This is a genomic window from Streptococcus equinus ATCC 9812 (assembly GCF_000187265.1).
In the GTDB taxonomy this organism is placed as follows: Bacteria; Bacillota; Bacilli; order Lactobacillales; family Streptococcaceae; genus Streptococcus; species Streptococcus equinus.
On record NZ_GL698429.1, the window covers coordinates 189,749 to 206,038 of the forward strand.

A 16,290-nucleotide genomic window follows, 5' to 3' on the forward strand; every position below is an offset into this window, starting at 1 on the left:
TAACAATTAGATTAATCAAGAAAAAGATTAACATGAAGTAAACAAAAGAAGAATTTATTCGCGATTTTAAAGACACACTCCACGAAGAACAATTGATTAAAGTCCCCCGATGCGACGCCTGCGGAACTTTTTACCTCACTTGCTCAAACGGTGCGCAAATATTACACACCTCTCTGGTTAGAACGCAACCAAAAAATTTCTGAAAATCATGAAAAAGTTGCTTACTATTTTTCAATTGAATTTCTACCAGGACGCATGCTTGAAACTAATTTACTGAATCTTGGTATTTTAGATATTGTCAAAGAAGCTTTTACTGAATTGAATGTTGATTTTGACGCTGTGAAAAATGCAGAGCATGATATGGCATTAGAAAATGGTGGCTTAGGACGTTTAGCGGCGGCATTCATGGATTCACTAGCAACGACAGGTTATCCAGGCTTTGGTAATGGCTTGCGTTACAAATACGGTTTATTTAAGCAACGCATTGTTGATGGTTACCAAGTTGAACTGCCAGACTCATGGTTTGGTTCTATCGGAAATGTTTGGGAAACCCGAAAAGACCATGATACCGTTGAAGTCAAGTTGTTTGGTGATGTGTATTTGCAGGCTGATAAGGACGGCAAACTTAGCCCAGTTTACAACAATGCTCAAATTTTGCGTGCGGTGCCATATGATGTTCCGCAACTCGGCTATCAAAATGATATTGTCAATAATCTGCGCCTTTGGGATGTCGAAATTCCAGAAGAATACGAGCTCGATTACCCAACAATTGCTGACCGTCGAAGTGTTCAAGACATTACCTCTCTATCCTTTATCCAGACGATTCAAGCTACGAGGGAAAACAATTACGCTTGGTGCAGAATACTTTATGACAAGCGCTGAATTGCAAGTAATCATTAAATCATACCTCAAATAAGGGTTGCCATTGGAAAAAATTCATGAAAAAGTTTCTGTTCATATCAATGACACTCACCCTGCTGTCGCACCTGCCGAGTTCATGCGTCTGCTTGTTGATGAGTATCGCCTTGAATGGGATGTTGCTTGGGATGTTACAACAAAGACAATGAGTTACACCAACCATACCATTCTCGCAGAAGCTCTCGAAAAATGGGATGCCGAACTTTTCAAAAAAGTCTTGCCACGTGTCTATCAAATTATTCTTGAAATCGATAACCGTTTTGTTTCAGACATGGCAAGCAGTGGCGTTGCTCCTCAGATTATTGAAAATACACGTATTGTAAAAGACGGCTTGATTCACATGGCTAATCTAGCTATTATCGGTGGTTATTCTGTCAATGGTGTTGCTAAACTTCACACAGAACTCCTGAAGGAAGATACTTTACGTGATTTCTATAATCTCTATCCTGAAAAATTCAATAATAAAACTAATGGTATCGTTCAACGTCGTTGGACACAAATCGCAGATTAACCACTTTCTAAAACCATTGACAAATGGATTGGCAGTGGCTGGAGAAGTGATATCCATGAATTGCGTAAGATTAATGACCTTGTTGATAATCCAGAAGTTTTAAATGATTTTTATCACGTTAAACAGGAAGCTAAAGCACGTTTGGCTGCTTATATTAAAGAAACAACAGGTATAGACGTTTCAACAGACGCTATCTTTGATGTTCAAGTAAAACGCCTGCATGCCTATAAACGCCAACTGTTAAATGTTCTCAATATTATCAAACAATAATGGGATTTAAAAGACAATCCTGATAAAGATATCGTACCGCATGTTTACATTTTCGGTGCAAAAGCAGCACCAGGCTACCATTTTGCAAAATCAGTCATCAAAGTGATTAATGAATTAGCTAATTTAATCAATAACGATAGTAGCTTAAATGGCAAACTTAAAGTTGCTTTCCTCGAAAATTATAATGTCAGCCTTGCGGAATTAATTATCCCAGCAGCAAATGGATCTGAACAAATTTCACTAGCTTCCAAAGAAGCATCTGGAACCTCTAACATGAAGTTTATGATGACAGGCGCCATTACCTTGGCAACACTGGACGGAGCTAATATTGAAATTAAAGATGAAGTTAGCAACGATAATATTGTCATCTTTGGTATGGATAAAGATGATGTCTATCGTCATTATGAACGCCATGATTACTATTCACGTAGTATTTATGAAAATAATCCTATTATTCGACGTGTTGTTGACAGCTTTATCAATGGTACCATTCCAAATATTCAAGGTGAAGGAACAGAAATTTATGAATCTCTGATTACGCACAATGATGAGTATTTCTTGCTTGAAGATTTCACAGCCTATGTGGAAGCCCAAGAAAAGATTGACCAGCTCTACCGCAATCAAGAGCAATGGATGCGCATGAGCCTTATCAATATTACAAATTCTGACAAGTTCACCTCAGATGATACCATTACTCAATACGCTAAAGAAATATGGCAATTGAAAAACTAAAAATGAGGTTCTTACCTACTTGATTTAGTAAAAATATGAAAACATTTCCATAGAGTTTTCAAAAAGAAGTCCTTTTTAGGACATTGTTTATATAGAAAAACTCCCATAAAATGTTATTTATAATAGGAAGACCCCCCCTAATAAAGAAGCGATTTCGGTCGTTTCTTTATTTTTATTTGAAAAAACTAAACAAAGGTTAAGAATGAAATAGAAAAACGTTTCCAAAAATCGCGATTTCATTGACAATTTCCTAAAATAGGACTAAAATAACGAGGTAAAAAATTTTAAAAGGAGATTCATATCATGTTGAATTTAAAAATCTTAGCACTTGGTATCGCCGTACTAGGGGTTAGTCTTGGTGAAGGTATCCTCGTTGCCAACACCGCTAAATCTGCTGCACGTCAACCAGAAATGTACAGCAAATTGCAAACCCTTATGATCATGGGGGTAGCCTTTATTGAAGGTACTTTCTTCGTTCTTCTTGCATCAACATTCTTCGTTGGTTAAACCTAACAAAGAATCTATAAAAAGAAGGAGGGGTAGAGTTGGAAACATCTGTAAATCCAACAGCGCAATTCTTTGGTATTGAGTTCGACTTGACCATTCTCGCGATGTCTCTCTTGACGGTGCTAGTAGCCTTTGTTCTTATTTTTTGGTTCAGCCGCAATATGCAACTAAAACCAAAAGGAAAACAAAATGTTTTAGAGTGGGTATATGAGTTCGTTCAAGGAATCATTAGGCCTAATCTTGGACGTTATACTAGCAATTACAGTCTCCTCTTCTTTGGATTGTTCTTTTTCTTATTGATTGCCAATAACATAGGTTTACTTACAAAACTTGAAGTCGGTGACTATAACCTTTGGTCATCTCCAACTTCAAACGCTGCCTACAACTTTGGATTAGCATTGCTGATTGCTGTTGTTGTCCATGTTGAAGGTATTCGTAAGAATGGTATCAAAGAATACCTAAAAGAATATTTATCTCCAACACCAGTAATGTTGCCGATGAACATTCTCGAAGAATTTACCAATGTTATCTCATTAACATTACGTTTGTATGGTAATATTTTTGCGGGTGAAATTGTGTTGAGCTTGCTTGTGCAATTTGCACACTACAATATCGTAGCTGTACCATTTGCATTTATTTTAAATATGCTTTGGACAGGGTTCTCAATTTTCATCTCAGCAATCCAAGCTTACGTATTTGTAATGTTGTCATCAACTTATGTTGGTAAAAAAGTAAATCACGAAGAAGAATAATAAGAAAGGAGAAAGTATATTATGTCAACTCTTATCAATAGTACAAGTCTTGGTAACATTATTATCGTAACTGGCTCTTTTCTTCTCTTGCTTGTTCTCATTAAAATTTTTGCTTGGGAACAATTAACAGGAGTTTTCAAAGCTCGTGAAGAAAAAATCTCTAACGATATTGATGGCGCAGAAGCTGCTCGTGAAAAAGCAGAAGCATTAGCTGTTAAACGCCAAGAAGAGTTAGCTGGCGCTCGTACAGAGGCAACACAAATTATTGATGATGCCAAAGAAACAGGTAAAAATCAAGAGGCTAAAATCGTTGCAGAAGCACGCGAAGAAGCAAGCCGCTTGAAAGCTAAAGCTAATCAAGATATTGAACAAAGTAAAGCAGAAGCTCTTTCAAGTGTTAAGAGTGATGTTGCTGATTTGACTGTTCTTTTAGCAGAAAAAATCATGACAACTAACCTTGACAAAGAAGCTCAAAGTAATCTCATTGATAGCTATCTTGACAAGCTAGGAGATGTCTAATGGATAAAAAGACACAAGCTCTTGTTGAGCAATATGCGAAAAGTCTCGTAGAAATTGCTATTGAAAAAGACAGTTTAGCTGAACTCCAATCAGAAACAGAAGTTTTGTTGTCTGTTTTTGAAGAGACAAACTTAGCTAACTTTTTGTCAAGTTTAGTCGTTTCACGTGATGAAAAAGTAAAACTTGTTAGGTTACTTCAAGAGTCTAGTTCAGTGTATATGAACAATTTTCTTGAGGTAATTTTACAAAACGAACGAGAAGCGTTCCTAAAAGACATTTTAGAAGGTGTTCAAAAAGATTTTGTTATTGCAACTAATCAACACGACATTGTTGTGACAACGGCAGTAGCTTTAACAGATGAACAAAAAGAACGTATTCTAGCTTTGGTTGCTGAAAAATTCGGCGTTAAAGCTGGAAAACTCGTTGAAAACATTGACGAATCAATCCTCGGTGGATTTATCATTAATGTTAACAATAAAGTAATCGACACAAGCATTCGTCGTCAATTACAAACATTTAAAATGAATTTGAAATAGAAAGTGGTGTGACTTTTGGCAATTAATGCACAAGAAATTAGCGCTTTAATTAAAAAGCAAATTGAAAACTTCCAGCCAAATTTTGACGTCACAGAAACTGGTGTAGTCACTTATATCGGTGATGGTATTGCCCGTGCTCGTGGACTTGATAATGCCATGAGTGGAGAACTTCTCGAATTTTCAAATGGTACCTTCGGTATGGCTCAAAACCTTGAGTCTAATGACGTTGGTATCATTATTCTTGGAGATTTTTCTACAATTCGTGAAGGTGATGAAGTTAAACGTACTGGTAAAATCATGGAAGTGCCAGTAGGTGAAGCTCTTATTGGTCGTGTCGTAAACCCACTTGGTCAACCAGTGGATGGTCTTGGAGATATCAAGACAACTGCAACTCGTCCAGTTGAAACGCCTGCACCAGGCGTTATGCAACGTAAATCAGTTTCTGAACCACTCCAAACTGGTCTTAAAGCGATTGATGCTTTGGTTCCAATTGGACGTGGTCAACGTGAGTTAATCATCGGTGACCGTCAAACAGGTAAAACATCTGTTGCGATTGATGCAATTTTGAACCAAAAAGGACAAGATATGATTTGTATCTATGTTGCTATTGGTCAAAAAGAATCAACTGTTCGTACACAAGTTGAAACACTTCGTAAGTACGGTGCCCTTGATTACACAATTGTTGTGACAGCATCTGCTTCACAACCTTCTCCATTACTTTACATCGCTCCATATGCTGGTGTTGCAATGGCAGAAGAATTCATGTACAACGGAAAACACGTATTGATTGTTTATGATGATCTATCAAAACAAGCGGTAGCTTACCGTGAACTGTCACTTCTTCTTCGTCGTCCACCAGGACGTGAAGCTTACCCAGGTGATGTCTTCTATCTTCACAGCCGCTTGCTTGAACGTTCTGCGAAAGTTTCTGATGCACTTGGTGGTGGATCTATTACAGCTCTTCCATTCATCGAAACTCAAGCTGGTGATATCTCAGCTTACATCGCAACTAACGTAATCTCAATCACTGACGGACAAATCTTCTTACAAGAAAATCTTTTCAACTCAGGTATTCGTCCTGCGATTGATGCTGGTTCTTCAGTATCACGTGTTGGTGGTTCAGCACAAATCAAAGCAATGAAGAAAGTTGCTGGTACACTTCGTCTTGACTTGGCCTCTTACCGTGAACTTGAAGCCTTCACTCAATTTGGTTCAGACTTGGATGCTGCAACTCAAGCTAAACTTAACCGTGGACGTCGTACAGTAGAAGTGCTTAAACAACCTGTTCACAAACCACTTCCTGTTGAAAAACAAGTTGTGATTCTTTATGCACTTACTCATGGTTTCTTGGATGATGTGCCAGTAAATGACATCTTAGCATTCGAAGAAGCTTTGTATGATTACTTTGATGCACACTACGAATCAATCTTTGAAACTATCCGTACAACAAAAGATTTACCTGAAGAATCTGTCTTAGATGCAGCTATCAAAGCCTTTAAAGATCAGTCAGAATTCAAATAAGAGGGAGGTAGCATATGGCAGGCTCTCTTAGTGAAATCAAAGGGAAAATTATTTCAACTCAGAAAACTAGTCATATCACTGGTGCCATGCAAATGGTATCAGCTGCAAAATTGACTAAATCTGAGCAGGCAGCAAAAGATTTCCAAGTTTACGCATCAAAAATTCGTCAAATCACAACTGATTTATTGAAATCAGAACTTGTTAATGGTTCAAAAAATCCAATGCTTGCAGCACGTCCTGTTAAGAAGACTGGTTACATTGTAATCACATCTGATAAAGGACTTGTAGGTGGGTATAACTCAAAAATTCTTAAAGCAATGATGGATCTTATTGAGGAATATCACAAGGATGATAGCTATGCTATTATCGCCATTGGTGGTATTGGAGCTGATTTCTTTAAAGCTCGTGGTATGAACGTTGTCTTTGAATTGCGTGGCTTGGAAGATCAGCCATCATTTGAACAAGTTGGAAATATCATTTCAAAATCTGTTGAGATGTATAAAAACGAATTGTTTGATGAATTATATGTATGTTACAATCACCATGTGAATAGCTTGACTAGTCAAGTTCGTGTACAACAAATGCTTCCAATCGCTGAATTAGACGCTGACGAAGCAGCAGAAGAAGGTGTTACTGGTTTTGAATTGGAACCAAATCGTGAGATGATTTTGGAACAACTCTTGCCACAATACACTGAAAGTCTGATTTACGGAGCAATTGTTGATGCGAAAACTGCTGAGCATGCGGCAGGTATGACTGCTATGCAAACAGCAACTGATAACGCTAAAAACGTTATTAACGATTTGACTATTCAGTATAACCGTGCGCGTCAAGCTGCTATTACGCAAGAAATCACTGAAATTGTAGCAGGTGCTAACGCACTAGAATAATGTGAGTGCTTTTTAGCCTCATAAAAAGGGAGCGACTCCCTAAAAAATCTAAAAGGAGAAAAACATGAGCTCAGGCAAAATTGCTCAGGTTGTTGGTCCAGTTGTCGACGTAGCGTTTGCAGCTGGTGACAAATTACCTGAGATTAATAATGCATTGATTGTTTATAAAAATGGCGATAAATCTCAAAAAATCGTGCTCGAAGTTGCTCTTGAACTTGGAGACGGTCTTGTTCGTACTATCGCTATGGAATCAACTGATGGGCTTACACGTGGGTTAGAAGTTTTCGATACTGGTCGTCCAATTAGTGTACCAGTTGGTAAAGAAACTTTGGGTCGTGTGTTCAACGTTCTTGGTGATACAATTGATCTTGATGAACCATTTGCAGAAGATGCACCTCGCGAATCAATCCACAAAAAAGCACCAGCTTTTGATGAATTATCAACATCATCAGAAATCCTTGAAACAGGTATCAAAGTTATTGACCTTCTTGCCCCATACCTTAAAGGTGGTAAAGTCGGACTTTTCGGTGGTGCCGGTGTTGGTAAAACCGTTCTTATCCAAGAATTGATTCACAACATTGCCCAAGAACACGGTGGTATCTCAGTATTTACCGGTGTTGGGGAACGTACACGTGAAGGTAATGACCTTTACTGGGAAATGAAAGAATCTGGCGTTATCGAAAAAACAGCCATGGTCTTCGGTCAAATGAATGAACCACCTGGAGCACGTATGCGTGTTGCCCTTACTGGTTTGACAATTGCGGAATACTTCCGTGATGTCGAAGGACAAGACGTACTTCTCTTCATCGATAACATCTTCCGTTTCACTCAAGCAGGTTCTGAAGTATCAGCCCTTCTTGGTCGTATGCCATCTGCCGTTGGTTACCAACCAACATTGGCTACTGAAATGGGTCAATTGCAAGAACGTATCACATCAACTAAAAAAGGTTCTGTTACATCTATCCAAGCCATCTACGTACCAGCCGATGACTACACTGACCCAGCGCCAGCAACAGCATTCGCTCACTTGGATTCAACAACCAACCTTGAACGTAAGTTGACTCAAATGGGTATCTACCCAGCCGTTGACCCTCTTGCTTCAAGCTCACGTGCCCTTGCCCCAGAAATTGTTGGTCAAGAACACTATGAAGTAGCAACAGAAGTTCAACGTGTTCTTCAACGTTACCGTGAATTGCAAGATATCATTGCAATCCTTGGTATGGATGAATTGTCTGACGAAGAAAAAACATTGGTTGAACGTGCTCGTCGTATCCAATTCTTCTTGTCACAAAACTTCAACGTTGCTGAACAATTTACAGGTATGCCTGGTTCATACGTACCAGTTGCTGAAACTGTTCGTGGCTTCAAAGAAATTTTGGAAGGTAAATACGATGATCTTCCAGAAGATGCTTTCCGTAACGTAGGTCCAATCGAGGATGTAGTTGAAAAAGCTAAGAAAATGAATTACTAATGAGGTGATACCATGACATTTATGACTGTTCAGGTAGTAACACCAGATGGTATTCGCTATGATCACCATGCTAATTTTATTTCAGTAAAAACACCGGATGGTGAGATGGGGATTTTGCCAGAACACATTAACCTCATTGCTCCGCTAACAGTTCACGAGATGAAAATTCATCGTACAGATGATCCTAATCACGTGGATTGGGTAGCTATCAACGGTGGTATTATTGAGATTAAAGATAATCTTGTGACAATTGTTGCAGATTCTGCAGAACGTGAACGCGATATCGATGTTAGCCGTGCTGAACGCGCTAAGATTCGTGCTGAACGTAAATTGGAACAAGCTCAAAGTACTCACGATATCGACGAAGTACGTCGTGCACAAGTTGCTCTTCGCCGTGCTTTGAACCGTATCAGTGTTGGTAATAAATAAAAGAAAAGGTCTGAGAGTTTATCTCAGGCTTTTTTGTTTTTTATTACTTTTTGATGTTTTTTTCATGAAGAAAGCTTACGTTTGTGCAGTTTTTTGTTGTCAAAAATAAAATCTGATATAATAGTCCTATGGAAATTTTAAATAGTTCAGTGACTTTGATTAGTCACCTTGTTTTTATTGCAATGACCCATCAAATTCTTCGAAATTTATTTGATTGGTCAAAATTGATTAAGAATACGCCTGAGAATATTGGTCGCCTTAAAGTATTTATTCTTTTGGTTAGTATTGCACTTGGTTATATGGTAAGTCACTTTATTTTGGAAATCATTACAGTTAGCCAGACTTTCTTCTTTGGTTTTCAATAAAAGCAATAATCGCTAAACTATGATATAATTTTGATATTATAATATAAGAATGGAGTTCATTTTGGATAAAATTATTATTGAAGGCGGTAATACACGCCTAGAAGGAGAAGTAATCATTGAAGGAGCAAAGAATGCGGTTCTTCCTCTTCTTGCAGCGACAATTTTACCGAAGGAAGGAAAGACAGTTTTAACAAATGTTCCAATCCTTTCAGATGTCTTTACGATGAATAATGTTGTCCGTGGTTTAGATATCCAAGTTGATTTTGATGAAGCAAAGAACACCATTGAAGTGGATGCTTCAGGAGATATTTTGGATATTGCCCCATATGAATATGTAAGCAAAATGCGTGCTTCAATCGTTGTTTTAGGACCAATTTTAGCACGTAAAGGTCATGCAAAAGTATCAATGCCTGGTGGCTGCACGATTGGTAGTCGTCCAATTGACCTTCACCTTAAAGGCTTGGAAGCTATGGGTGCAAAAATCACACAAGCCGGTGGTGATATTACAGCGACTGTTGATGGAAAACTTAAAGGGACAACAATTTACATGGATTTCCCATCAGTTGGTGCGACACAAAACTTGATGATGGCAGCAACTTTGGCAGAAGGTGTGACTGTTATTGAAAATGTCGCACGTGAGCCAGAAATTGTTGATTTGGCGGTGCTTCTAAATAAAATGGGAGCGGTTGTTAAAGGGGCTGGTACTGAAACACTTACTATCGTTGGTGTCGACAGTCTTCATGGCGCTGACCATGATGTAGTTCAAGACCGTATCGAAGCAGGCACATTTATGGTTGCGGCAGCGATGACATCTGGTAATGTTCTCATTAAAGATGCTATCTGGGAACACAATCGTCCATTGATTTCAAAATTGATTGAAATGGGTGTGACTGTAATTGATGAACCAGAAGGTATTCGTGTGGTCGCTGATACAGCTAAATTAAAACCTGTAACAGTTAAAACACTTCCTCACCCAGGATTTCCTACAGACATGCAGGCTCAGTTCACAGCCTTGATGGCAGTGGTTAACGGTGAGTCAACAATGATTGAAACAGTTTTTGAAAATCGCTTCCAACATTTAGAAGAAATGCGCCGTATGGGATTGCAATCTGAAATCATGCGTGATACAGCAATGATTCACGGTGGTCAAGAACTTCAAGGTGCTCCTGTGATGTCAACAGACCTTCGTGCTAGTGCAGCTTTGATTTTAACAGGAATGGTCGCCAAAGGGACAACAACTGTTGGGCGTTTGAACCATCTTGACCGTGGTTATTACAAATTCCATGAAAAATTGGTAAAACTAGGTGCAAATATTAAACGTGTAAGCGAGGCTTAAAAATGACAAGTGGCTGGAAATATGTGGTAAGACAAATAGGATTAGTTTTATTGGTTGCTCTATTAGCCTGCTTATTTTTAGCGATTGGATTGATGGTTGGATATGGTGTTATCAGCGATGGTAAAAATCCATTTTCAATTCTATCACTCGATAAATGGCAATCTATTATTGCTAAGTTCACAGGTCAATAATTAGAGCAGTTTCGAGAAACTTTGTTGTAGAATTTAGAGGTGGAATCATCGAATCTATTTTTAGGTTTGGTATTCCACCTTTTTGGTGAAAGGACGTTAATGGCAAAAAAATCAAATCTGTCTAAAAAGACAAAATCAATTATCTCTTTACTGATTTTATTAGTTGGTATTGGTACAGGGTGGGTAACGACATCTGATTCTAGTGACCTAGTCAGTCAAGTTTTATCCCTTGTTACGGGAGAATCATCATCGGTTGCTTCAAATCATTCAAGTGCTAATGAATCAGCACCAAATCAGGAATTGGCTGAGTCAGTTTTAACTGATAATGTTAAAGCACAGTTAGGCTCAACTATTGAATGGAATGGAGCAGGGGCTTATCTTGTAAATGGAAATAAAACCTCTTTGAATGCAAAGGTTGCAAGCAAACCTTATGCCAATAATAAGACGAAAGTTGTACAAGGACAGTCAGTTCCGACAGTTGCTAATGCTCTTTTGAGTAAGTCAACCCGTCAATACCGAAGCCGTGAGGAAACAGGTAATGGCTCAACCTCTTGGACGCCAGCTGGTTGGCATCAAGTACAAAATCTATCTGGAACTTATAGCCATGCGGTTGATCGTGGGCATTTGCTTGGATACGCTTTAGTTGGTGGGCTAAAAGGTTTTGATGCCTCAACAAGTAACCCTGAAAATGTTGCTACTCAGACAGCTTGGGCAAATGAGGCTAGATCAGAAGATTCAACAGGACAGAATTATTATGAAGGGCTTGTCCGTCGAGCACTTGATCAGAATAAACGCGTTCGTTATCGTGTGACTTTGATTTATGATGGGGACAATATTTTAGCTAGTGGAACACATTTAGAAGCAAAGTCATCTGACGGTAGCTTAGAGTTTAATGTCTTTGTTCCAAACGTTCAAAGTGGACTTACGATTGACTATTATTCTGGTCAGGTTAGTGTGAATTAATTTGGCTTGACCTTGTCAAATGGTGAAAAATTTGCTAGAATGAGGAGTAAATTGAATAATGTCTTATGAGACTAGTAACCTTATGGCAGTTTAACAGGGAATGGAAGTCGTGACTGGAAGCTTCCTAGATGAAAGTTTGGCGAATTCACTCATGATAAAGACGATGAATTAAGGTCTGCTAGTCAGATAAAAAACGGATGGTACCGCGTGTCAACGCTCCGCTATTGGAGTGTGGCACGCTTTTTTCGTTTTCAATTAAATCGGGCTTGACCCAAGGAAGGAAATTTAATGGATTTACAAGCGCAGTTAGAGGAATTAAAATCATCTACGCAAGCTAAATTGGCTGAAATGCGTGGAAACAATGCAAAAGAACTTCAAGAATTACGTGTTCAAGTTCTTGGTAAAAAAGGATCATTGACAGAATTGTTGAAAGGTTTGAAAGATCTTTCTAAAGAAATGCGTCCAGTTATCGGAAAACAAGTCAATGAAGTGCGTGACGTTTTGACAAAAGCTTTTGAAGAGCAAGCTAAAATTCTTGAAGCCGCTAAAATCAAAGCACAATTGGAATCAGAAAGCTTGGATGTGACTCTTCCAGGACGTCAAATCAATCTTGGTAACCGTCATGTCTTGTCGCAAACAAGTGAAGAAATCGAAGATATCTTTCTTGGTATGGGATTCCAAGTTGTTGATGGTTTTGAAGTTGAATCAGATTACTACAACTTCGAACGTATGAACTTGCCTAAAGATCACCCAGCACGTGATATGCAAGATACTTTCTACATCACTGAAGAAATCTTGCTTCGTACACACACAAGTCCTGTTCAAGCTCGTACACTTGATAAACATGACTTTTCTAAAGGTCCATTGAAAATGATCTCACCAGGACGTGTGTTCCGTCGTGATACTGACGATGCAACTCATAGCCACCAATTCCACCAAATCGAAGGTCTTGTTGTTGGTGAAAACATTTCTATGGGTGACCTTAAAGGAACTCTTGAAATGATTATCAAGAAAATGTTTGGTGAAGATCGTAAAATCCGTCTTCGTCCATCATACTTCCCATTCACTGAACCATCAGTAGAAGTCGACGTTTCATGTTTCAAATGTGGCGGTAAAGGATGTAACGTATGTAAGAAAACAGGTTGGATTGAAATCCTTGGTGCTGGTATGGTACACCCTCGTGTTCTTGAAATGTCTGGTGTTGACTCAGAAAAATATTCTGGGTTTGCTTTTGGTCTTGGTCAAGAACGTATTGCAATGCTTCGTTATGGTATCAACGACATTCGTGGCTTCTATCAAGGCGATGTCCGTTTCTCAGATCAATTTAAATAATCATTATTAAGAAAAAGAATTGGAGGTCATCATGGCAGAAATCAGAGTTGAAAAAGTGACCTTGGATAAGTTGGATGTGCTACAGAAACTTAGCATCGATACTTTTCGTGAAACTTTTGGTTATGATAACACCGAGGAAGAACTTCAACAATTTTTCGATGACAGTTACACTTTAGAGCAACTTGAAAAAGATGTGACAGATGCTGAATCTGATGTTCGCTTTGTTTTGGTTGATGGACGTGAAGTCGGTTTTATGAAAGTCAACTGGGGAGCTGCACAGACTGAGCATGAGTTAGAAAATGCTTTTGAAATTCAACGTATTTATATTCTTAGTGAATGTCAGAGCTTGGGATTAGGTAAAAAATTATTTGAGCTAGCGCTTGATATGGCTAAAAAAGGTGGATTTGATTGGGCTTGGTTAGGTGTCTGGGAAGACAACGTTAAAGCGCAAGGATTCTATCGTAAATATGGTTTCGAGAAATTTTCAGAACACTCATTTGAAGTTGGCGATAAAGTCGATACAGATTGGCTTATGAGAAAAGCCTTAAAAGAATAACAGTAGAAAGGGATAAAGAAGCTTGCAGGTCAATTAAACTTTGACCGCGAAAGCTTTTAACACATTATTATGTTAGTAAGTTATAAATGGTTAAAAGAGCTTGTCGATGTTGATGTTACAACTCATGAGCTTTCTGAAAAAATGTCAACTACAGGGATTGAGGTTGAAGGAGTATCAACACCATCTGAAGGTTTGACAAAATTGGTTGTTGGTCACGTTGTATCTTGTGAAGATGTTCCTGAAACACACTTGCACCTTTGCCAAGTAGATACTGGTGATGACGAATTGCGCCAAATCGTGTGTGGTGCTCCAAATGTTACTGCAGGAATTAAAGTAATTGTTGCCGTTCCAGGTGCTCGTATTGCAGACAACTATAAAATCAAAAAAGGTAAAATCCGTGGTATGGAATCTCTTGGTATGATTTGCTCACTCCAAGAACTTGGTTTGCCAGAATCAATCATTCCAAAAGAATTTTCAGACGGAATTCAAATCTTGCCAGAAGATGCTAAACCAGGTGACAGCATTTTCCCATACCTTGATTTGGATGATGAAATCGTTGAATTGTCAATCACACCAAACCGTGCAGATGCTCTTTCAATGCGCGGTGTAGCTCACGAAGTAGCAGCTATCTACGGAAAAGAAGTTCACTTCCCAGAAAAAGAAGTTAAAGAAGTTTCTAAAGCTGCTAAAGATGTTATTGATGTTGCAATCGAGTCTGACAAAGTCTTGACTTACAAAGCACGTGTCGTTGAAAATGTGACTGTTAAACCAAGCCCACAATGGTTGCAAAATCTTTTGATGAACGCTGGAATCCGTCCAATCAACAACGTTGTTGACGTGACAAACTATGTTCTATTATACTTTGGTCAACCAATGCACGCCTTTGATTTGAACAAATTTGAAGGAAATATAATTGTTGCACGTAACGCGCGTGAAGGTGAAAAATTAGTCACTCTTGATGGCGAAGAACGTGAATTGATTGCTGAAGATCTTGTTATCACAGTTGCCGATAAACCAGTTGCACTTGCAGGTGTTATGGGTGGACAAGATACTGAAATCGACAGCAATTCTAAAAATGTTGTTCTTGAAGCTGCTGTCTTTGACGGTACATCAATTCGTCGCACAAGCGGTCGTTTGAACCTTCGTTCTGAAAGCTCAGCTCGTTTTGAAAAAGGTATCAACTATGCAACTGTCGATGAAGCTCTTGACTTTGCAGCAGCAATGCTTACAGAACTAGCTGAAGGTGATGTTCTTGCTGGTCGTGTTGAAGCTGGTTCAGTACCAACTGAAGATGTAGAAGTATCAACTACACTTGATTACGTTAACGTTCGTTTGGGAACAGAATTGACATATGCTGATATCGAAGATGTCTTTGCAAAACTTGGTTTCGGCTTGTCAGGAAATGCTGATAAATTTACAGTTTCAGTACCACGTCGTCGTTGGGATATTGCTATCCAAGCTGACTTGGTTGAAGAAATTGCTCGTATTTACGGTTACGAAAATCTTCCAACAACATTGCCACAAGCAGCTGGTACTGCAGGTGAATTGACAGCAACTCAAAAATTACGTCGTAAAATGCGTTCAATCGCTGAAGCAGCAGGTTTGTCTGAAATTGTATCATATGCTTTGACAACACCTGAAAAAGCAACTGAATTCACATTGCAACCAAGCAACTTGACTGAATTGATGTGGCCAATGTCAGTAGAACGTTCAGTTCTTCGTCAAAACGTTGTTTCAGGTATGCTTGATACAATTGCTTACAACGTTGCTCGTAAGAACAGCAACTTGGCTATCTACGAAATTGGTAAAGTCTTCGAACAAAAAGGTAATCCAAAAGTAGACCTTCCAAATGAAATCAACACATTTGCATTTGCCATTTCTGGTTTGGTAGCTGAAAAAGATTTCCAAACAAAAGCTACACCAGTTGATTTCTTCTATGCTAAAGGTATCGTTGAAGCAATCTTTAACAAACTTGACTTGACAGTTGATTACGTTGCTGAAAAAGGTCTTGATAGCATGCACCCAGGCCGTACAGCAAGCATTTACTTGGACGACAAATTAGTAGGTTTTGTTGGTCAAATTCACCCACAAACTGCTAAAAACTACAACGTTCCAGAAACTTATGTTGCTGAATTGAACTTGGATGTTATCGAAGCTGCTCTTGAAGCTGATAAAGCATTCGTAGAAATCACTAAATACCCTGCAGTTTCTCGTGATATTGCTTTGCTATTGCCAGCAGCAACAACTCACAAAGATATTGTCACTGCAATCGAATTAGCTAAAGTGAAACGTTTGACTGATATCAAACTCTTCGACGTGTACGCTGGTGCAAACATTGCTGAAGGTATGAAATCAATGGCTTACAGCCTAACATTCCAAAATCCAAATGACAACTTGACTGATGAAGAAGTTACAAAATACATGGATAAAATCACTAAAGTCCTTGTTGAACAACTCGGAGCAGAAGTTCGTTAATTGCTAACTGTACAGT

The 16,290-nt window shown here is 38.6% G+C and carries 15 protein-coding genes and 1 pseudogene; all 16 read left to right on the plus strand.

Annotation, left to right across the window (positions count from 1 at the left end):
- The first annotated feature begins 56 nt into the window (after nt 1–56).
- The 16 genes and pseudogenes from HMPREF0819_RS00880 to pheT all read left to right on the plus strand — a co-directional run bounded on the left by HMPREF0819_RS00880 (nt 57) and on the right by pheT (nt 16,274).
- Nucleotides 57–2,431 (plus strand): annotated as a pseudogene (locus HMPREF0819_RS00880) (glycogen/starch/alpha-glucan phosphorylase).
- Between the two features lie 303 nt (nt 2,432–2,734).
- Nucleotides 2,735–2,938: a F0F1 ATP synthase subunit C gene (locus HMPREF0819_RS00885; protein WP_004231068.1), complete on the plus strand. Its 204-nt coding sequence runs from the start codon at nt 2,735–2,737 to the stop codon at nt 2,936–2,938.
- A 38-nt stretch (nt 2,939–2,976) separates the two neighbouring features.
- Nucleotides 2,977–3,690 (plus strand): F0F1 ATP synthase subunit A, encoded by a 714-nt coding sequence (gene atpB / locus HMPREF0819_RS00890; protein WP_004231079.1) that lies wholly within the window; start codon nt 2,977–2,979, stop codon nt 3,688–3,690.
- A gap of 21 nt (nt 3,691–3,711) precedes the next feature.
- Nucleotides 3,712–4,209: a F0F1 ATP synthase subunit B gene (atpF, locus tag HMPREF0819_RS00895; protein WP_004231080.1), complete on the plus strand. Its 498-nt coding sequence runs from the start codon at nt 3,712–3,714 to the stop codon at nt 4,207–4,209.
- Nucleotides 4,209–4,745, plus strand: a complete 537-nt coding sequence (locus HMPREF0819_RS00900) for a F0F1 ATP synthase subunit delta (RefSeq protein WP_004231082.1) — start codon at nt 4,209–4,211, stop codon at nt 4,743–4,745. The genes atpF and HMPREF0819_RS00900 overlap by 1 nt, the downstream gene beginning before the upstream one ends.
- Nucleotides 4,746–4,760: 15 nt before the next feature.
- The gene (gene atpA / locus HMPREF0819_RS00905; RefSeq protein WP_004231083.1) at nt 4,761–6,266 is read left to right on the plus strand and encodes a F0F1 ATP synthase subunit alpha; all 1,506 of its coding nucleotides are present in this window, start codon (nt 4,761–4,763) and stop codon (nt 6,264–6,266) included.
- Between the two features lie 14 nt (nt 6,267–6,280).
- Nucleotides 6,281–7,156, plus strand: coding sequence for a F0F1 ATP synthase subunit gamma (locus HMPREF0819_RS00910; RefSeq protein WP_004231084.1), 876 nt, complete (start codon nt 6,281–6,283; stop codon nt 7,154–7,156).
- A 64-nt stretch (nt 7,157–7,220) separates the two neighbouring features.
- Nucleotides 7,221–8,627: a F0F1 ATP synthase subunit beta gene (gene atpD, locus HMPREF0819_RS00915; protein WP_004231087.1), complete on the plus strand. Its 1,407-nt coding sequence runs from the start codon at nt 7,221–7,223 to the stop codon at nt 8,625–8,627.
- A 12-nt stretch (nt 8,628–8,639) separates the two neighbouring features.
- The gene (locus tag HMPREF0819_RS00920; RefSeq protein WP_004231089.1) at nt 8,640–9,056 is read left to right on the plus strand and encodes a F0F1 ATP synthase subunit epsilon; all 417 of its coding nucleotides are present in this window, start codon (nt 8,640–8,642) and stop codon (nt 9,054–9,056) included.
- A 128-nt stretch (nt 9,057–9,184) separates the two neighbouring features.
- The gene (locus HMPREF0819_RS00925) at nt 9,185–9,421 is read left to right on the plus strand and encodes a DUF1146 family protein (RefSeq protein ID WP_004231090.1); all 237 of its coding nucleotides are present in this window, start codon (nt 9,185–9,187) and stop codon (nt 9,419–9,421) included.
- A gap of 61 nt (nt 9,422–9,482) precedes the next feature.
- On the plus strand, nt 9,483–10,757 hold the full coding sequence (murA, locus tag HMPREF0819_RS00930) for a UDP-N-acetylglucosamine 1-carboxyvinyltransferase (protein WP_044023248.1): 1,275 nt from the start codon (nt 9,483–9,485) through the stop codon (nt 10,755–10,757).
- Nucleotides 10,758–10,759: 2 nt separating this feature from the next.
- Nucleotides 10,760–10,948 (plus strand): DNA-directed RNA polymerase subunit beta, encoded by a 189-nt coding sequence (locus HMPREF0819_RS00935; RefSeq protein ID WP_004231092.1) that lies wholly within the window; start codon nt 10,760–10,762, stop codon nt 10,946–10,948.
- A gap of 99 nt (nt 10,949–11,047) precedes the next feature.
- Nucleotides 11,048–11,911 (plus strand): DNA/RNA non-specific endonuclease, encoded by an 864-nt coding sequence (locus HMPREF0819_RS00940; protein WP_004231093.1) that lies wholly within the window; start codon nt 11,048–11,050, stop codon nt 11,909–11,911.
- Nucleotides 11,912–12,199: 288 nt separating this feature from the next.
- Entirely contained in the window at nt 12,200–13,243 is a 1,044-nt protein-coding gene (pheS, locus tag HMPREF0819_RS00945) for a phenylalanine--tRNA ligase subunit alpha (RefSeq protein ID WP_004231094.1), read from the plus strand.
- A gap of 31 nt (nt 13,244–13,274) precedes the next feature.
- The gene (locus tag HMPREF0819_RS00950; RefSeq protein WP_004231095.1) at nt 13,275–13,799 is read left to right on the plus strand and encodes a GNAT family N-acetyltransferase; all 525 of its coding nucleotides are present in this window, start codon (nt 13,275–13,277) and stop codon (nt 13,797–13,799) included.
- 69 nt (nt 13,800–13,868) lie between these two features.
- Entirely contained in the window at nt 13,869–16,274 is a 2,406-nt protein-coding gene (gene pheT, locus HMPREF0819_RS00955) for a phenylalanine--tRNA ligase subunit beta (protein WP_004231096.1), read from the plus strand.
- The last annotated feature ends 16 nt before the right edge of the window (nt 16,275–16,290 follow it).